At 68.0% G+C, this 16,995-nt stretch carries 19 protein-coding genes; 7 read left to right on the forward strand and 12 right to left on the reverse strand.

Going from position 1 to position 16,995, the window contains the following annotated elements; translation table 11 throughout:
• From IU450_RS37240 to IU450_RS37250, 3 genes are all read left to right on the forward strand, one after another.
• The coding region (locus IU450_RS37240; protein ID WP_195154422.1) for a hypothetical protein at positions 1–236 on the forward strand (236 nt) is incomplete at its 5' end.
• 105 nt (positions 237–341) lie between these two features.
• A complete protein-coding gene (locus IU450_RS37245; protein ID WP_195154423.1) occupies positions 342–4,295 on the forward strand; it encodes a DNA-directed RNA polymerase subunit beta' in 3,954 nt (1,317 codons plus the stop codon).
• Positions 4,296–4,495: 200 nt separating this feature from the next.
• Positions 4,496–4,966: a PaaI family thioesterase gene (locus IU450_RS37250; protein ID WP_195154424.1), complete on the forward strand. Its 471-nt coding sequence runs from the start codon at positions 4,496–4,498 to the stop codon at positions 4,964–4,966.
• Between the two features lie 70 nt (positions 4,967–5,036).
• Here IU450_RS37250 and IU450_RS37255 read toward each other — a convergent pair whose 3' ends face one another.
• On the reverse strand, positions 5,037–6,047 hold the full coding sequence (locus tag IU450_RS37255; RefSeq protein ID WP_195154425.1) for an aldo/keto reductase: 1,011 nt from the start codon (positions 6,045–6,047) through the stop codon (positions 5,037–5,039).
• Between the two features lie 100 nt (positions 6,048–6,147).
• On the opposite strand from IU450_RS37255, the gene IU450_RS37260 reads away from it, so the two are divergent.
• Positions 6,148–7,002 carry a helix-turn-helix transcriptional regulator gene (locus IU450_RS37260; RefSeq protein WP_195154426.1) on the forward strand — a complete coding sequence of 285 codons (855 nt, stop codon included), beginning with the start codon at positions 6,148–6,150 and terminating at the stop codon, positions 7,000–7,002.
• On the opposite strand, the gene IU450_RS37265 is transcribed toward IU450_RS37260, so the two are convergent.
• Positions 6,999–7,622, reverse strand: a complete 624-nt coding sequence (locus IU450_RS37265) for a hypothetical protein (protein ID WP_195154427.1) — start codon at positions 7,620–7,622, stop codon at positions 6,999–7,001. The genes IU450_RS37260 and IU450_RS37265 overlap by 4 nt on opposite strands.
• A 121-nt stretch (positions 7,623–7,743) precedes the next feature.
• Between IU450_RS37265 and IU450_RS37270 the strand changes: the two genes are divergently transcribed.
• Both IU450_RS37270 and IU450_RS37275 read left to right on the forward strand, forming a co-directional pair.
• A complete protein-coding gene (locus tag IU450_RS37270; protein ID WP_195154428.1) occupies positions 7,744–8,076 on the forward strand; it encodes an ArsR/SmtB family transcription factor in 333 nt (110 codons plus the stop codon).
• Complete coding sequence (locus IU450_RS37275; RefSeq protein ID WP_195154429.1) at positions 8,073–8,549, forward strand: SRPBCC family protein; 477 nt, start codon at positions 8,073–8,075, stop codon at positions 8,547–8,549. Before IU450_RS37270 ends, IU450_RS37275 begins: the two co-directional genes overlap by 4 nt.
• Before the next feature lie 52 nt (positions 8,550–8,601).
• On the opposite strand, the gene IU450_RS37280 is transcribed toward IU450_RS37275, so the two are convergent.
• From IU450_RS37280 to IU450_RS37320, 9 genes are all read right to left on the reverse strand, one after another.
• Positions 8,602–10,008: a cytochrome P450 gene (locus IU450_RS37280; RefSeq protein ID WP_195154430.1), complete on the reverse strand. Its 1,407-nt coding sequence runs from the start codon at positions 10,006–10,008 to the stop codon at positions 8,602–8,604.
• Positions 10,005–11,165 carry an MAB_1171c family putative transporter gene (locus IU450_RS37285; protein ID WP_195154431.1) on the reverse strand — a complete coding sequence of 387 codons (1,161 nt, stop codon included), beginning with the start codon at positions 11,163–11,165 and terminating at the stop codon, positions 10,005–10,007. Before IU450_RS37285 ends, IU450_RS37280 begins: the two co-directional genes overlap by 4 nt.
• A complete protein-coding gene (locus IU450_RS40415) occupies positions 11,162–11,665 on the reverse strand; it encodes a hypothetical protein (RefSeq protein ID WP_228835673.1) in 504 nt (167 codons plus the stop codon). Before IU450_RS40415 ends, IU450_RS37285 begins: the two co-directional genes overlap by 4 nt.
• A gap of 145 nt (positions 11,666–11,810) precedes the next feature.
• Entirely contained in the window at positions 11,811–12,800 is a 990-nt protein-coding gene (locus IU450_RS37295; protein ID WP_195154432.1) for a pirin family protein, read from the reverse strand.
• Positions 12,797–13,591, reverse strand: a complete 795-nt coding sequence (locus IU450_RS37300; RefSeq protein ID WP_195154433.1) for an N-acetyltransferase — start codon at positions 13,589–13,591, stop codon at positions 12,797–12,799. The genes IU450_RS37295 and IU450_RS37300 overlap by 4 nt, the downstream gene beginning before the upstream one ends.
• 166 nt (positions 13,592–13,757) lie before the next feature.
• Positions 13,758–14,051, reverse strand: a complete 294-nt coding sequence (locus IU450_RS37305) for a putative quinol monooxygenase (protein WP_195154434.1) — start codon at positions 14,049–14,051, stop codon at positions 13,758–13,760.
• Positions 14,052–14,075: 24 nt separating this feature from the next.
• On the reverse strand, positions 14,076–15,086 hold the full coding sequence (locus IU450_RS37310) for an aldo/keto reductase (RefSeq protein ID WP_195154435.1): 1,011 nt from the start codon (positions 15,084–15,086) through the stop codon (positions 14,076–14,078).
• Positions 15,083–15,535, reverse strand: coding sequence for a MerR family transcriptional regulator (locus IU450_RS37315; RefSeq protein WP_195154436.1), 453 nt, complete (start codon positions 15,533–15,535; stop codon positions 15,083–15,085). Before IU450_RS37315 ends, IU450_RS37310 begins: the two co-directional genes overlap by 4 nt.
• A gap of 150 nt (positions 15,536–15,685) precedes the next feature.
• Entirely contained in the window at positions 15,686–16,054 is a 369-nt protein-coding gene (locus tag IU450_RS37320; protein WP_195154437.1) for a glyoxalase superfamily protein, read from the reverse strand.
• A gap of 58 nt (positions 16,055–16,112) precedes the next feature.
• Between IU450_RS37320 and IU450_RS37325 the strand changes: the two genes are divergently transcribed.
• Positions 16,113–16,316 carry a hypothetical protein gene (locus tag IU450_RS37325; protein ID WP_195154438.1) on the forward strand — a complete coding sequence of 68 codons (204 nt, stop codon included), beginning with the start codon at positions 16,113–16,115 and terminating at the stop codon, positions 16,314–16,316.
• A 21-nt stretch (positions 16,317–16,337) separates the two neighbouring features.
• Here the strand turns inward: IU450_RS37325 and IU450_RS37330 are convergent, their stop codons facing one another.
• Entirely contained in the window at positions 16,338–16,829 is a 492-nt protein-coding gene (locus IU450_RS37330; RefSeq protein ID WP_195154439.1) for a SixA phosphatase family protein, read from the reverse strand.
• Between the last annotated feature and the right edge of the window lie 166 nt (positions 16,830–16,995).

The raw sequence follows: 16,995 nt of genomic DNA on the forward strand, positions 1-16,995 counted from the left end.
TCTACGAAGCGATCGTCAAGGGCGAGAACATCCCGGAGCCGGGCATCCCGGAATCGTTCAAAGTCCTGCTCAAAGAACTCCAATCGCTGTGCCTCAACGTCGAAGTGCTGTCGTCCGACGGCGCCGCGATCGAGATGCGCGACGGCGACGACGAGGACTTGGAGCGCGCGGCGGCCAACCTGGGCATCAATTTGTCGAGGAACGAAGCGGCCACCGTCGACGATCTGGCGAACTAGGCGGTCGGCCGGATGCCGTCACCCACGGCATCCGGCCTCCGCAACGGATTACCCAACTAGTGAACTTTTGCTCGAATTCGACCCGCACAGGGGAAAGGAAGTTACGTGCTAGACGTCAACTTCTTCGATGAACTCCGGATCGGCCTCGCCACCGCCGACGACATCCGTCAGTGGTCCTACGGCGAGGTGAAGAAGCCGGAGACCATCAACTACCGCACGCTCAAGCCGGAGAAGGACGGCCTGTTCTGCGAGAAGATCTTCGGTCCCACCCGGGACTGGGAGTGCTACTGCGGCAAGTACAAGCGCGTCCGCTTCAAGGGCATCATCTGTGAGCGCTGTGGCGTCGAGGTGACTCGGGCCAAGGTGCGCCGCGAGCGCATGGGCCACATCGAGCTGGCCGCTCCGGTCACCCACATCTGGTACTTCAAGGGCGTGCCGTCGCGCCTGGGCTACCTGCTCGACCTGGCGCCGAAGGATCTGGAGAAGATCATCTACTTCGCCGCCTACGTCATCGTGGCGGTCGACGAGGAACTGCGGCACAACGAGCTGTCCACGCTCGAGGCCGAGATGGAGGTCGAGAAGAAGGCGGTCGCCGACCAGCGTGACGCCGACCTCGAGGCCCGCGCCCAGAAGCTCGAGGCCGACCTGGCCGAGCTGGAGGCCGAAGGCGCCAAGTCCGACGTCCGCCGCAAGGTCAAGGACGGCGGCGAGCGGGAGATGCGCCAACTCCGCGACCGCGCCCAGCGTGAGCTGGACCGGCTGGAGGAGATCTGGAACACCTTCACCAAGCTGGCCCCCAAGCAGCTCATCGTCGACGAGGTGCTCTACCGCGAGCTGGTCGACCGCTACGGCGAGTACTTCACCGGCGCGATGGGCGCGGAGTCCATCCAGAAGCTGATGGAGAGCTTCGACATCGAGGCCGAGGCCGAGTCGCTGCGCGAGACCATCCGCAGCGGCAAGGGCCAGAAGAAGCTGCGCGCGCTCAAGCGGCTCAAGGTCGTCGCGGCGTTCCAGGCCAACGGCAACTCGCCGATGGGCATGGTGCTCGACGCCGTTCCGGTGATCCCGCCGGAGCTGCGCCCGATGGTCCAGCTCGACGGTGGCCGCTTCGCCACCTCCGACCTGAACGACCTGTACCGGCGCGTGATCAACCGCAACAACCGCCTCAAGCGACTGATCGACCTCGGCGCTCCCGAGATCATCGTCAACAACGAGAAGCGGATGCTGCAGGAGTCCGTCGACGCCCTGTTCGACAACGGCCGCCGCGGCCGTCCGGTCACCGGACCGGGCAACCGTCCGCTCAAGTCGCTGTCGGATCTGCTCAAGGGCAAGCAGGGCCGGTTCCGCCAGAACCTGCTCGGTAAGCGCGTCGACTACTCGGGCCGTTCGGTCATCGTCGTCGGTCCGCAGCTGAAGCTGCACCAGTGCGGTCTGCCCAAGCTGATGGCGCTGGAGCTGTTCAAGCCGTTCGTGATGAAGCGCCTGGTGGACCTGAACCACGCGCAGAACATCAAGTCGGCCAAGCGGATGGTGGAGCGGCAGCGGCCGCAGGTGTGGGACGTCCTCGAAGAGGTCATCGCCGAACACCCGGTGCTGCTCAACCGTGCGCCCACCCTGCACCGCCTCGGTATCCAGGCCTTCGAGCCGCAGCTGGTGGAAGGCAAGGCCATCCAGCTGCACCCGCTGGTCTGTGAGGCGTTCAACGCCGACTTCGACGGTGACCAGATGGCCGTGCACCTGCCGCTGTCGGCGGAGGCGCAGGCCGAAGCGCGCATCCTGATGCTGTCGTCGAACAACATCCTGTCGCCCGCCTCGGGCAGGCCGCTGGCCATGCCGCGTCTGGACATGGTGACCGGCCTGTACTACCTGACCCGCCTGGAAGAGGGCGCGAAGGGTTCCTACCAGCCGGCCACCAAGGACGCGCCGGAGCAGGGCGTGTACTCCTCGCCCGCCGAGGCGCAGATGGCGGTGGACCGCGGTGAACTCACCGTGCGTTCGCTGATCAAGGTCCGGCTGACCGACCAGCGCCCGCCGAAGGACGTCGAGGCGGAGCTGTTCCCGGAGGGCTGGCGCCGCGGCGACGCGTGGACCACCGAGACCACGCTGGGCCGGGTGCTGTTCAACGAGCTGCTGCCCGCGGACTACGCGTTCATCAACGAGCAGATGCCGAAGAAGCGTCAGGCGACGATCATCAACGATCTCGCCGAGCGCTACCCGATGATCGTGGTCGCGCAGACCGTCGACAAGCTCAAGGACGCAGGCTTCTACTGGGCCACGCGTTCGGGCGTGACGGTCTCCATGTCCGACGTGCTCGTGCCGCCGGAGAAGGCCGAGATCATGGAGCGCTACGAGGCGCAGTCGGATCAGATCGAGAAGAAGTACCAGCGTGGTGCGCTCGATCACCAGGAGCGCAACAACGCCCTGGTCAAGATCTGGCAGGAGGCGACCGAGGAGGTCGGTAAGGCGCTGCGCGCGCACTACCCGGCCGACAACCCGATCATCACGATCGTCGACTCGGGCGCCACGGGTAACTTCACCCAGACCCGTACCCTCGCCGGTATGAAGGGCCTGGTGACGAACCCGAAGGGTGAGTTCATCCCGCGGCCGATCAAGTCCTCCTTCCGTGAGGGCCTGACGGTTCTGGAGTACTTCATCAACACCCACGGCGCTCGTAAGGGTCTGGCCGACACCGCGCTGCGCACCGCCGACTCGGGTTACCTGACCCGTCGTCTGGTGGACGTCTCGCAGGACGTCATCGTGCGCGAGCACGACTGCGGCACCGAGCGCGGCATCGTGGTGCCGATCGCGGAGAAGCAGCTCGACGGCTCGATCATCCGCGACGCGCACGTGGAGACCTCCACCTACGCGCGCACGCTCGCGTCCGACGCGGTCGACGCGCAGGGCAACGTCATCGTGGCGAAGGGCGCCGACCTCGGCGATCCGGCGCTCGAGGCGCTGCTGGAGGCCGGTATCACCGAGGTGAAGGTCCGCTCCGTGCTGACCTGCACCACCGGCACCGGTGTGTGCGCGACCTGCTACGGCCGCTCGATGGCGACCGGCAAGCTGGTCGACATCGGTGAGGCCGTCGGTATCGTCGCCGCGCAGTCCATCGGTGAGCCCGGTACCCAGCTGACCATGCGTACCTTCCACCAGGGTGGTGTCGCGGGTGACGACATCACCGGCGGTCTGCCCCGTGTGCAGGAGCTGTTCGAGGCGCGCGTGCCGAAGGGCAAGGCGCCGATCGCCGAGGTCTCCGGTCGCGTGCGGCTGGAGGACGACGATCGCTTCTACAAGATCACCATCATCCCGGATGACGGTGGCGAAGAGGTTGTCTACGACAAGCTCTCGAAGCGGCAGCGTCTGCGGGTGTTCAAGCACGACGACGGCTCCGAGCGTCTGCTCTCCGACGGTGACCACGTCGAGGTCGGCCAGCAGTTGCTGGAAGGCGCGGCGGATCCGCACGAGGTGCTGCGCATCATGGGTCCCCGTCAGGTTCAGGTTCACCTGGTCCACGAGGTCCAGGAGGTCTACCGCTCGCAGGGTGTGTCGATCCACGACAAGCACATCGAGGTGATCGTGCGCCAGATGCTGCGTCGCGTGACGATCATCGACTCGGGCGCGACGGAGTTCCTGCCCGGTTCGCTCACCGAGCGCGCCGAGTTCGAGGCATCCAACCGCCGCGTCGTCGCCGAGGGCAACGAGCCCGCGGCGGGTCGTCCGGTGCTGATGGGTATCACCAAGGCGTCGCTGGCCACCGACTCGTGGCTGTCGGCGGCGTCCTTCCAGGAGACCACCCGAGTTCTGACGGACGCGGCGATCAACTGCCGCTCCGACAAGCTCATCGGCCTCAAGGAGAACGTGATCATCGGTAAGCTGATCCCGGCCGGTACCGGTATCAACCGCTACCGGAACATCCAGGTGCAGCCGACCGAAGAAGCCCGTGCCGCCGCGTACGCGGTGCCGTCCTACGACGACACCTACTACAGCCCGGACAGCTTCGGTCAGACCACGGGCGCCGCGGTTCCGCTCGACGACTACGGTTTCAGCGACTACCGCTGATCCGTCAGCCGCAATGACACTCGGCCCCCGCTCCTTTCGGAGCGGGGGCCGAGTGCTTTCGTCCGTCCTCTTCGCGCACGGCGTCGGCGCTCTACCGCGCGCCACTCCGCGTGAGGTCGCTTCCGCCGGCTCGTAGTGGACAAAGGGGACCGGAGCCAGTAGGAATTAGAACGGGTTTCAGTTCTGTTCGGGAGGTGGCGATGGAAGGCGCGGCGCTGGGGGATCTGGTGGTGGCCGGTTTCCGGAAGCTGGGGTTCATCCAGTACGCCGGGGTCGAGTGGGAGGAGTTCGCGGCGGGGCGGAATGTGGTGTCGGTCGTGCCGCGGGCGGAGCATCTGAACCACAACGGGGATCTGCATGCCGCCGTCTTGTTCGGGATGGCGGAGACCGCCGCGATGGGTGCTTCGGTTTCGGGGATCGTGGACCTGATGGGGGATACGTTCATCGTCGCCAAGGACGGACGAATCGAGTACAAAGCCCGTGCGAAGGGGGATGCGGGGCCGTTCCTCGCCACCTCCGCGTTCTCCGCGGAGACGCTGGCGAAAATGCGGGCGGACATCGAGGCGAAAGTGCCGCTCGAACTCGAGGTGCCGGTGGACATCACCGACGCCACCGGAAAGACCGTCGCCGCAGCGGTGTTCACCGCGGTGCTCCGTCCTCGCCGAGCCTGATCGCATCGCAAGGCTCGGCTGCGCGAGCTCTTGTGGAGCGCGGCTCGGCCTCCGCGCTCCATGCGCGACCTCACCGCTCGCTGTCGAGCATCGCCATCTGCGCCGTCGCGTAGCGTTCGCCCGCGACCCGTTCGGCGGGCACGGCCGATTCGATCGTGGACAGCTCCTCGTCGGTGAGCACGATGTCCAGCGCGTCCACCGCTTCCGTCCAGCGCTCGCGTCGTCGGGTGCCGATGACCGGCACGATGTCCTCGCCGCGGGTCAGCGCCCAGGCGATGGCCAATTGCGCCACCGAAGCGTGCTTGCGCGCCGCGATCTCGTCCAGCGCGCGGATCAGCTCGAGGTTTCGGTCCAGGTTCTCGCCTTGGAAGCGCGGGCTGTGCGCGCGGAAATCGTCTGCGGCGAAGGTGGTTCCCGGCTGGATGGCGTCGCTGAGCAGTCCGCGCGACAACACGCCGTAGGCCGTGACGCCGATGCCGAGTTCGCGGCAGACCGGCAGGATCCGCGCCTCGATGCCCCGCGAGATCAGCGAATACTCGATCTGCAGGTCCACGATCGGGCGCACCGCCGCCGCGCGCCGAATGGTTTCCGGACCGACTTCGGACAGGCCCACATGACGCACGTATCCGGCATCGATCAGTTCGCCGATAGCGCCTACCGTGTCCTCGATCGGCACGTCCGGATCGAGCCGCGCCGGGCGGTAGATGTCGATGTAGTCGACGCCGAGCCGCCGCAGGCTGTAGGTCAGGAAATTGCGCAGCGCCACCGGCCGGTTGTCCACGCCGCCGAAGCCGCCGTCGGGCCCGCGCAGCGCGCCGAACTTCACGCTCAGCACCACGTCCTCACGTGGCCGTTCGGCGATGGCCTTGCCGATCAGCATCTCGTTGTGTCCGGCGCCGTAGAAATCGCCGGTGTCGATCAGGCCGACGCCGGAATCCAGCGCCGCGTGGATGGTCGCGATCGATTCGGCGTCGTCGCTCGCGCCGTACGCGCCGGACATGCCCATAGCGCCCAGGGCGATACGGCCGACGGCCGGGCCGGTGGCTCCGAGCCGCACTTCGTGGATCTTCGTTGTCGTCATGGCACGAGCCTGCGCCGGGTGGAACCGGTGCGGGAGAGATCGTTTATCGGGGGAGCGGCGATCCCTGGCTGAGCGCGCCGTTTCCGAGGACAGTATGGGCATGGACCGCGCCGAACTCGCCGACTTCCTGCGCCGGCGCCGCGAGCAGCTCACGCCCGCCGACATGGGTTTGCCGCCCGGCGTCCGACGGCGCACGCCGGGGCTGCGCCGCGACGAGGTCGCGTTGCTCGCGGGTATCTCGACCGACTATTACACCCGGCTGGAGCAGTCGCGCGGCCCGCGTCCGTCCACCCAGGTGCTCGCCTCGCTCGCGCGCGCCCTGCGTTTCGACAACGACGAACGCGACCACCTCTACCATCTGTGCGGCCACGCGCCGCCGGGACGCGACGCGACCGACAAGCACGTGGGCCCCGGCTTGATGCACCTGCTCGCCAAGCTGGACGACACCGCGGCCACCGTCGTCACCGATCTCGGCGAGGTGCTCGTGCAGAACCGGATGCACACCTTGCTCGTCGGCGATCACGGCGAGCGGCACGGCTGGGACCGGTACTACCCCTACCGCTGGTTCACCGACCCCGCCTCGCGCGCCATCTTCCCGGAGGAGGACTGGGATCGGCTCGGTCGCAGGCACGTCGCCGATCTGCGTGCGACGGCCGCCCGCCGCGCGGGCGACGCGGACGTGCTCGAACTCGTCGCCCGGTTACGGTCGGCGAGCGCCGAGTTCGACCGGCTCTGGGACGAACACCGGGTGGCCGTGCGGCTCTCGGATATCAAACGCATCCTGCACCCCCAGGTCGGCCTGATCGACATCGTCTGTGAAACGCTGCTCACACCCAACGCCGCCCAGCGCCTGCTGGTCTACCAACCGCGTCCCGGCACGGACGCGGCCGAGAAGCTGGATTTGCTGCGGGTGATCGGCACGCAGCGGCTGGCGCCTGCCGACCGGCTCGACTAGGGCGCGGTGACGTACTCGATCGCCGCGTCGACGGCGGGCTGCCCACCGCCGATGACGAATCCGGCCATCGCGCCGATCGCGGCACCCGCGACCGCGGCGGCGGGCACCGTGATGAAGTCCAGCACGAACAGTCCGAGCGGGAAGCCGACGACGAAGCCGATGGCCGCGCCGATGCCCGCGCCCGCGAGGATGGTCGGCATGGCCTTCTCGGCCTCGGCGTAGAACCGCTCCTGGGCGCCGATGTCGCGCAGCGGCGTGTCGGCCATCGCGACCGGCGCGACGGTGAGCCGGTGGCCCGCGTCCTCGAGCACGGGCCGCAGCGCCACGCGCTGCTCCCCGATGCGCAGCGTCATCGGCAGCGCGGCCACCACCGCGCCGTCCCGATCGGAGACGGTCACGACGCGGCCGTCGTGGGTGAGCTCGAACGTCCCGTCCTGGATGGTCGCCACGGCGGCGCGCCGGTCCTCGGTGGCGGTGACCTCGTAGGCGATCTGGTGGAACGACCCGTGCAGGTCGAGCGGCGCGTCCTCGGGCGAGGGCTGCGCGTGTGCGGCGCTCGTGGTGATCGCGGTGGCCGCCAGCGCGACCAAGGTCGTCGCGGTGAATTGGGAGATCCTCATCGTGCTCTTTCCGTGTGCCGCACCCGTGTCCGGTTCGTCCGGAAAAGATACCGCTCGGCGGGCCCGATCAGAAGTGCGAATCCTCTTGACGCAGGCGCCCGTCTCCGCAACACTGAACTAGATGGTTCAGTATGACTTCCTGGATGCCTCCTTCGGAGCGCTCGCGGATCCCACCCGGCGTGGGATTCTCGAACGCCTCGGCAGTGGGCCCGCGACCGTCAGTGAGCTGGCGGAGCGCTTCGAGATGACGCTCACCGGCGTCAAGAAGCACATCCAGCTGCTGGAGGCGGCGGGCATGGTGGTCACGGAGAAGCGCGGCCGGGTGCGGTACTGCCGCCTCGGCGCGAACGTCTTCGATCGCGAAGTGGCCTGGATGCAGGGCTACCGGCGGATGGTGGAAGCACGGATGGACCGTCTCGGCGAATTCCTCGAGCGAACGGAGCAGGACCGATGAGCACAACCACGAACGACGCCGTCGTCACGGCCGACACCGACCGCGCGATCCACATCGAGCGGATCTTCGACGCCCCGCGCGAGCGGGTGTGGGACGCCTACAGCAGGATCGAGCTGCTCGCCCAATGGTGGGGGCGTGGCAACCGGTTGGATATCGAGCGCTGGGAATTCCGTCCGGGCGGGCACTGGCGTTTCGTCGAGCACTCCGACGACGGAACCCATGGTTTCGAGGGCCGTTTCCGTGAGGTCACCCCGAAGGAGCGGATCGTGTACTCCTTCGAGTGGGACGGCATGCCCGCCTATGTCGCGATCGACAGCGTCAGCTTCGTCGATCTCGGTGACGGCCGCACCAAGGTGGTCACCGACAGTCAGTTCCACACGCCGCAGGAGCGGGACGGAATGCTCCAGTCGGGCATGGAGACCGGGCTCAACGAGAGCTACCGCGCACTGGACGCACTGCTCGCGCGCGGCTGAGCCACGGACGCTTCGGCTCCGGTCGCGTGAGCGGGGCCGAAGCGTGTCGTGGCTAGCCTTCGCGGCGAGAAACCCTGAGACGCAGACGATCCGGCTTCAACGTAATCGTCTCTTTCACGCGCAGTTCGTAATCGGGCTCCGAGGTCAGATCGAAGGTGCGCAGCAGTGTGGCCAGGACCAGCACCATCTCGTGCTGAGCGAACTGGCGGCCGATGCAGGCGCGCACGCCCACGCCGAACGGCCGGTACAGCTCGGGATGGCGGCCGCGTACGCGCTCCGGAAGGAAACGGTCGGGATCGAATTGTTCGGGATCCGCGCCCCACAGTTCGTGCCGATGCAGCTGGAGCAGGACGACGAACACCCACTCGTTCTTCTCGAACGGATAGCGCCCGGCGAGCATCGTGTCCGCGCGGGCTTTGCGGAAATATCCGGGAGCTGTGGGCCACAGCCGGAGGGTCTCGTCCACGACGCGCCGCACGTAGCGCAGCTTCCCGACCTGCTCGAAGGCGAGGCTGTCGCCTGCGCAGACCTCATCGATCTCCTGTCGGGCCCGAGCGGCGATCACCGGGTTGGTCGACAGATAGTGCAGCGCGAACGCCAGGACGCCCGCGGTGGTCTCGTGCCCCGCCGTGAGGAAGGTCAGGATCTGGTGCCGGACATTGGTCGGGTCGAGCAGCTTTCCCGTTTCCGGATCCGGCACGGTCAGCATCCGGTCCAGCAGATCCCCGTGCTCACCCGCGCCCTCCCGCCTGCGCCGTGCGATCACCTCATCGATCGTGCTGTTGACCAGTTCCACGTCCCGCCGGTGCTGGGCACGCTGCTCGCGGAACACCGTGCGTTCGACCAGCGGATGCGAGTAGGCGGCGCGGTTGATGTAGGTCAGGGCCCGCAGCATCGCGGCGACCACCGGGTGCGGGTCGGTGCGGGTGAACGACTGGAACTCGTAGCCGAACGCGGCCCGCCCGATGACTTCCAGCGCGACCTTGTTGGTATCGGCGGGTACGTCGACCCACTCGCCTGCGCGGGCCGTCCAGTACTCGACGAGCTCGGCGGCGCAGGCTTGCATGGTGGCGTGGTAGCCACGCATGGCGGCCGCGGTGAACGACGGCGCGAGAATGGCGTGGGCCTTGGCCCAGTTCGGTTCGGAGTTGTGCGCGGTGAACAGCCCGTCACCGGCGACGGTCCGCAGGTCCCGGATCGGCACGCCCAGGAATTTGGCCCACAGCGCGTCGTCGTTGATTTCGCGCAGCAGGTCCGGATCCGACACGTAGGTCACGCGGGTCCCGAAGATGTTGCGTTCGTAGATCCCGCCGTATTTCTGGGCGCCGCGCATCCCCCATTGGCTGCTGTCGGTGACGTGCAGATCCCATACGTCACCGACGATCGGTAGTCGGAAAGGCGGGTGCGGCAGTTCCCGGTCACTCGCCCGGATTCGGCGCTGGGAGTTCGTCGTGGTCATCTTGCTCCGTCCAGTTGTGCGCAAAGGTAGGTCTGTGCCGGGCCCCAATGCCGCGCGATACGGCGCAGCGTGCGGGTTTCGTCGACGATGTCGCGGCCGGGCGCCGACGCGTGCAGCCGGAGGTAGGAACCCGGCTGCGCGCCATCGGCTTTGCGATGCAGGGCACGCGCGATCTGCACCGCCTCGGCGACATCGGCGGGCACGTCGGCCGGTATCGGCTCGGCGAATCGCCCGAGCAGGAGCAGTGCGTCTCGGATTTCCACCGTCATGCGGTGCAGGCGCCGCCGCGGGTCCAGGTCCGGGTCGGCTTGCGACGGACGCGGAATCTCGGCGCACGTGGTCACCAGATCCCGCCACATCGGCGTCAGCTGCCGTACGGTTCGCGAGGCCGAGTCGACGCCCAGCCTGCGCGCGATTTCGGTGCCCACCCGGACGCCGGCGGCCAGCGAGCCGAGGCCGACCATGTAGACGAAGTTGTTCTCGTTGGCCTGGAACCGGAACTCGACGAACGCCGCACCCGTCCCGGTCGCCGCGCAGACCGAACTGGCGAAGATCGAGACGGCCTCTTCCAGCGTCCATCCACCGACGATCAGGATCAGCAGGTAGGTGAGCTTGTGGGACGGGCGTAACTGGCCCGCGCGCAGCTCCCGGACGCTGGCCGCCAGCACCAACAGGCCGGTCGCGCCGCACCAGCCGGAGAAGAACGCGAAGTAGGCGACCGTCTGCCAGCCTTCGGTCCGGTCGATGTACTGCCCCAGGGTGCGGGCGTGCGCGCCGAGGAGCAGCATCAGCACCATCGAGACGCCCGCCGCGCACCAGACGGCCCGGCGCATCCTGCGGTAGTTCTCCGACGCCTGCTCCGACCACCGTTCCGACCACGATTGCGCCAGCACGATCAGCGGCGCGAAGGTCGCGACGATGAACGTGGTCCCGAGTTGCCTCGTGAACCCCACGCTGAGCAGGCCCGCGTCGGCAAGCGCGTGCTGTACGGCCCCTTCGCGCAGGAGCGCCGCGAGCACCGCGCAGATCAGGGCATAGGTCACGTGGCGTTCGCTGGGCCGTGACCGGCCGTGCAGCCACACCAGCCGCAACAGGGCCGCCGCCGCGCTACCCGCGATGATCAACCACGCGACGACCGGTGGGGCCGAGGAGGTCACCCCTCACCGCCCCAGAACGACCGCATCGGTCGCGAGGAGCGCGAGCGCGAGACGCCGGACAGAAGCAGGTCCGCGAACAGCTCCGCCTCGTCCTCTTGGTGGTCGGCGAACTCGCTGCGTCCGAGTACTCGCCGGATCAGCGTCGGATCGATGCTCGGCAGGAGCCGTTGCACCCCGGCCGAGCCCGCGGACCCGGCGTTGTGATCGAGCACCATATGGCCGGTCTCGTGCGCGATGATCTGGTCGATATGGAAATCGGTCGTGCCGGCGGCGTAGGCGATCACGTCGACATCCGTGCATTCCAGCCACAGCCCGCACGGTGTGCCGCGGCCCGGCTCGAGGGTGCCCGGTAGCAGCGTCGAAGCGACCGGTATCAGCTCGATGGGCCGCCCGCGCCATTCCCCAAGGGCGGTCAGGAATTTCTCTCTGTTCCACGGCGACGGAACCAGTGCCATCACGGCCTCGCGCGCAGCCATCACCCGCTGCGTCGAGTCGTCCATCGAAGCCCCCCTCCCACCGAAAACCTTGTGGTGATCGGACTTTACCGCGCCCAGCCGACGCCGGCGGAGTCGAGAGGTGGGGGTGGCACCGAACGGCGGCGGTGCCGGTGCGTGGCGTACGGAGCCGAATCGAGGGGTGCCCCCGTCAGTCCCGGGCCGAACCGATACGGCGCTTGCGGGGCTTCAGATGCAGCCCGGGCAGCGGTGGCGCGGGAATGCGCTGCCGCGGGGGATGGCCCGTGATGTCGGCGAAGCGGGTCACGTCGTGGTTCTCCCAATCGGCTCGTGCGGTGACGATGTCCTCATGGCTGCGGCCGACGAAGTTCCACCACATCACCAGTTCCTCGCCGAACGGCTCGCCGCCGATCAGCGCGAAGTGCGCGCCACCCGCACTGCCGAGCCGCAGTTCGTCGCGTTCCGTGCCCAGGTACAGCAGCGGACCGGGGGCGAGTTCGGTGCCTGCGACCGTGACCTGCCCCTCGATCACCAGCACCGCGTGCTCGAAACGAGGGTCGAGCGGAAGGGTGACGTCGGCTCCCGGCTCCACCCGCACGTCGGCCCCGACGATCGGCGTGTAGGCGATCGCCGGCGACGTCACCCCGGCCAGCGAGCCGATCAGCACGATCGCCCGGAGGCCGGGTGCGTCAACGATCGGCAGTTCGCGATGCTGCTCGAAGTGCGGGGCGATGCCGGTGCGGTCACCGGGCAGCGCGATCCACAGCTGCAAGCCGTGCCCGGCGGGTGCGCCCTCGACCGCGTACTCGGAATGGGCGATGCCGCGTCCGGAGGTCATCAGGTTCAGCTGGCCGGGTTCGATCTCCACATCCGAGCCGACCGAGTCGCGATGCCGGATACGGCCCTCGAACGGCCAGGTCACCGTTTGCAGGCCGATGTGCGGATGTGGATCGATGTCCGGCGGCGCGCCCGTCTTGGTGACCGTCGGCGAACCGAAGCGGTCGAGGAAGCACCACGCGCCGACGGTCGGCAGATCGCGCTGCGGCAGCACGCGTTCGACGAAGACGCCGCGCACTCCGCCGAGCGGCACTTCACGTGCCGGATACTGCTCCGCGACCGGGCCGGGCCCCGGCGCGGGTTCGCAGAGCGTCTCGGCCGGACGTGCGTCCAGATCGCTCACCGAGTGACGCCCTTGCCGATCACGTGCGCGTCGTACTGCGGGTGCTTGTCCAGGTACGCCTTGATGAACGGGCACAGCGGCCGGATCACGCGCTCACGCGCGACGACGTCCTCGATGGCTTTCCCGGCGAGGACGGAGCCGAGGCCCTTGCCGGAGAACGCGCCGTCGATCTCGGTGTGCGTGAACACCGTCTCGTCGTCGCGTTCCTCGTAGTCGGCGAAACCGGCCAGTTCCCCGCCGTGGAACACCTCGTAGCGATGCCGCTCGTCATTGCGGACAACCTTGGATTCCGAAGCTGCTTCGGTCATGGTTCCCTTCTCCTTCCGTGCGCGGACCGGGTGCTTGCTGAGGATCGAGACCCGATTGAACGCGCCGATCGTGGTGGCCACCCAGATGACGACAGACAGCTGATCATCCGTCAGATGCCGGCGAGCGAACGCGTACTCACGCTCGATGACGTCTTCGCCAGGAAGCGTCGCGGTGACTTCCGCGATCGCCAGCACGGCCTGCTCGAACGGGGTGTACGTGCCGCCGCGCCGCCACCCCGGCAGCACCGCGATCTCCTGCTCGGTGGCCCCGGCCGCAGAGGCGGCGCGGTAGTGCACGTCGAGGCAGTACGCACAGCCGTTGAGCTGGGAGACGCGCAGATTGATCAGTTCGACGATCCGGCGATCCAGCCCCACCGCCGCCGCGGCGGCCCTGACCTCGTTCGCGACACTGTTCAGCGCGCGGAACGCGGTCGGCGTCTGCTTGTCGATCCAGACGCGATCACGCGGTGTTTCGGGCCTCATATTCGTGGGATGTTAGCCCCCGTGGGTGAACGGCGCGGACCGGGCCGGCAGATAAGCGGACTTCGGTCCGGAGGATCGGGTGTCGGGTGGGGAGGGCCCGCGGCCCCCGCGGTCGGGAGCGCCGCCCGTGGGGGTCCGGCGCTGCACGCAACGCCGGACCGCACGCTTACCCGATCTCGGTGAACCGCCGAAGCTGGAACGGCTCGACCAGCACGTCCTCCAACGCCGTCGCCAAGGTTTTCAGGTGAGGCGTCCGGAAGTGTGCGGCCAGGGCGTCCTCGTCGGTCCACTCCTCCAGCAGCACCATCCGGCTCGGGTCGGTGGGGTGCAGGTAGAGCTCGTACCTGATGCAGCCGTCCTCCGCGAGCGTCGGTTCGATCATGCCTTGCAGCAGATTCCGCAATTCCGCCTCGCGACCCGGCCTGGCGAGGAACCGGACGTTGAGCGTCAACGTCGACATGAGCGTCTCCTGTTCTGGTGTGGGTTATTCCCTGCCCGCCGACGTGAAGGTCATGTCCGCGTACCGATTTCCGGCGACCTGGCCCGCGATCGGTTCCAGCGTCGCCAATTCGTCGGCGGTGAGCGCGATCGTCGCGGCGGCCACGTTGTCCGTGAGCCGGGTCCGGCTTCGGGTGCCGGGAATCGGGACCACCGCGAGGCCGTGCACACCGGCCTGTGCGTGCACCCAGGCCAGTGCCACCTGCGCCAACGTGATGCCGCGCGCTTCGGCGATGGCGCGCAGCGGGCCGAGCAGCTCGGCATTGCGGGTCGCGTTCTCGCCGGAGAACCGCGGCATCGAGGAACGGAAGTCCTTCGCGTCCGTGGTGCCGGTGAACGAGCCGGTGAGGAAGCCGCGTCCCAGCGGTGAGTACGGCACGAACGTCACGCCCAGCTCCGCCGCCGCGGATACCACGGTGCGTTCGACGTCGCGGGAGAACAGCGACCATTCCGACTGCACGGCCGCGATCGGATGCACCGCGTGCGCCGCACGCAATTCGGCCCCGGTCACTTCGGACAGGCCGAGTGCACGGACCTTGCCCTCCCGCACCAATTCCGCCATCGCGCCGACCGTGTCCTCGATCGGCACGGCGGGGTCCTTGCGGTGCATGTAGTACAGATCGATGGTGTCGATCCGGAGCCTGCGCAGGCTGCCCTCCACCGAGCCGCGGATGTAGGCGGGGGAGTTGTCGAAGCCCCGGTAGGCCGGGTCGTCGGCCTTGCGGACGATGCCGAACTTGGTGGCGAGGACCACCCGGTCGCGCTCGGCGCCGACGAAATCGCTGAGGAATTCCTCGTTGTGCCCGGAGCCGTACACGTCGGCGGTGTCGAACAGCGTGACGCCCAGCTCCAGCGCCCGATCCAGGGTGGCCCGGGACTCGGTGAGGTCGCTGGGCCCGTAGAACTCGCTCATGCCCATGCAGCCGAGGCCCTGCGTCGCCACCTGGATGCCGCCGGTGCCCAGTGTGGTGGTGGGAAGCGTGCCGACCGTTGTCATACCTTGATCCCTTCGCTGTCGTGCGCGGTGACCATGTCCGGCTGGTCCGCCTCGACTTTGCCCTCGTACAGGGCGATCTTGTGGTCCAGCACGGCCAGGGTCTGACGAAGTTCATCGATCTTGGCGAGTACGTCGGCGCGGGTGTCCCGGAACATCTCCAGCCGCTGCGGGAGCGTGGCGTCTCCGGCCCGCACCAGCTCGGCGTAGCGGACCATGTCCGCCACGGACATACCGGTCGTGCGCAGGCGGCCGATCAGCGCCAGCCATTCCAGATCCCGGTCGCTGAACCGGCGCTTGCCGGAGTGGTCCCGGCCGATGTAGTCCATCAACCCGATCCGCTCGTACCAGCGCAGCGTGTCCCGGCTCAGCCCCGACCGCTCGGACACCTCTCCGATCGAATACCGCGGCAGCTCCCGGTCGTCGTGCGCAGGAGACGCGGTTTCGTTCACGATTGCGCTGTGTTCTCGAACGCTCACTGCACTCGCCTTTCCCGTTGAACAACGACGACGCTAGTCACCTGGAGTGCACTCCAAGCAAGAGTTGTTCTCGATTTTCCAGCGCCCGCCGGTCGGCGAATTCCGTGGGAAGGATCGTGCGCCTCAGCTGTAGTCGGGCATTTGCTGGACCGCCCACTTGTTGCCGTCCGGATCGGCGAAGAAGGTGAACAGGCCCCAGCCGAGGTCCTGGACCGGAGTGGCGTCCACACCGGCGGCGATCAACTGCTGGTAGGCGTCCTCGGCGCTGGCGACCACCATCTGCATGCCTTCGACGCTGCCCGGCGCCGCCTCGGTGATGCCCTCGCCCAAGCAGATGGAGCAACCGGAACCGGGCGGGGTCAGCTGCACGAAGCGCAGGTTCTCGTTGACCCGGTGGTCGTGATCGGCCTGGAAGCCGATCTTGGTGTAGAAATCCTTGGCGCGGTCGACGTCGGTCACCGGAATGGCGACGAGCTCGATTTTCCAGTCCATCCGGCGAGCATTCCATCGTGCGCCGACAAAGTCCCGGATTCCGGCCTACGCTGGGAACATGCCTGGAAAGGACATCGACCGCATCAGGGCTCGTTCGGCCTGGGCGACGGTCAAGGAAAGCCCGGTGATCACCGCGGTCGCGATCGCGCCGTTCGCGCTCGCGCTCGGCGTGGTGTGGTGGTTGTTCGGCGGCCTCGCCGCGTTCGCGCTGCTGCTCGTCCTGGGTGCGGTCGTCGTGGTCGGCGGCAGGTTACTGCGCTGACCGCGCGTTCACCGCGTGCGGTCAGCGCGGAATGTGGAAGTGTGTCAGCTCTCCGGTACCTGTGTCGACGTCCGCCCAGGCGCGGTCGAAGCGCAGCACCGCCAGCGCCGAGGTCGGGAACTTCCGGCTGAGTTCGACGGCGGCCGCGCCGTCGCGATTGCCCGCCAGCTCCCACGCCGTCCACGGCATGCCGGGCGCGTGCCCGATCACCAGCAGGGTCGCGACGTCGTCGTCGCTGAGCCGGACCAGTTCGATGAGCGTCTCCGGCGCGGCCTCGTAGATACCCGCTTCGAAGACGACCGGCGCGGTGATGCCAGTGGCAGTCAGCGTCTCGCGGGTCCGCGTGGCGGTGGAACAGCGCACGGCGTCGATCGGCGGCTGGGTGTCGCGCAACCACCCGCCCGCGAGTCCGGCTTCGCGCCGACCGCGCGGAGCCAGCGGTCGCTCGTGATCGTCGACGCCCTCCGGATACGCCGATTTGCCGTGCCGCATGAGGATCAGAGTCCGCGCCATGCAGATACGGTAAGGCCTCCGGGCGCGAGGTCTCGACCACACTCGAGGCAAACTGAAAGCGGCATCACATCACGCGCCGCCGCGGGCGACCCCCGTGGCGATCGTGACGGACGCCGCTCATCTGTCCACCACAACCCCATGGGTGGCCACAGCCCACGTACTTCTT

This window comes from Nocardia abscessus (assembly GCF_015477775.1).
GTDB classification, from domain to species: domain Bacteria; phylum Actinomycetota; class Actinomycetes; order Mycobacteriales; family Mycobacteriaceae; genus Nocardia; species Nocardia abscessus_A.

Coding starts and splice junctions, on each gene's coding strand:
- IU450_RS37250 (WP_195154424.1), top strand. CDS start 4,496: ATGGAAGGCGCGGCGCTGGGGGATCTGGTGGTGGCCGGTTTCCGGAAG.
- IU450_RS37255 (WP_195154425.1), bottom strand. CDS start 6,047: ATGACGACAACGAAGATCCACGAAGTGCGGCTCGGAGCCACCGGCCCG.
- IU450_RS37260 (WP_195154426.1), top strand. CDS start 6,148: ATGGACCGCGCCGAACTCGCCGACTTCCTGCGCCGGCGCCGCGAGCAG.
- IU450_RS37265 (WP_195154427.1), bottom strand. CDS start 7,622: ATGAGGATCTCCCAATTCACCGCGACGACCTTGGTCGCGCTGGCGGCC.
- IU450_RS37270 (WP_195154428.1), top strand. CDS start 7,744: ATGGTTCAGTATGACTTCCTGGATGCCTCCTTCGGAGCGCTCGCGGAT.
- IU450_RS37275 (WP_195154429.1), top strand. CDS start 8,073: ATGAGCACAACCACGAACGACGCCGTCGTCACGGCCGACACCGACCGC.
- IU450_RS37280 (WP_195154430.1), bottom strand. CDS start 10,008: ATGACCACGACGAACTCCCAGCGCCGAATCCGGGCGAGTGACCGGGAA.
- IU450_RS40415 (WP_228835673.1), bottom strand. CDS start 11,665: ATGGACGACTCGACGCAGCGGGTGATGGCTGCGCGCGAGGCCGTGATG.
- IU450_RS37300 (WP_195154433.1), bottom strand. CDS start 13,591: ATGAGGCCCGAAACACCGCGTGATCGCGTCTGGATCGACAAGCAGACG.
- IU450_RS37305 (WP_195154434.1), bottom strand. CDS start 14,051: ATGTCGACGTTGACGCTCAACGTCCGGTTCCTCGCCAGGCCGGGTCGC.
- IU450_RS37310 (WP_195154435.1), bottom strand. CDS start 15,086: ATGACAACGGTCGGCACGCTTCCCACCACCACACTGGGCACCGGCGGC.
- IU450_RS37320 (WP_195154437.1), bottom strand. CDS start 16,054: ATGGACTGGAAAATCGAGCTCGTCGCCATTCCGGTGACCGACGTCGAC.
- IU450_RS37325 (WP_195154438.1), top strand. CDS start 16,113: ATGCCTGGAAAGGACATCGACCGCATCAGGGCTCGTTCGGCCTGGGCG.
- IU450_RS37330 (WP_195154439.1), bottom strand. CDS start 16,829: ATGGCGCGGACTCTGATCCTCATGCGGCACGGCAAATCGGCGTATCCG.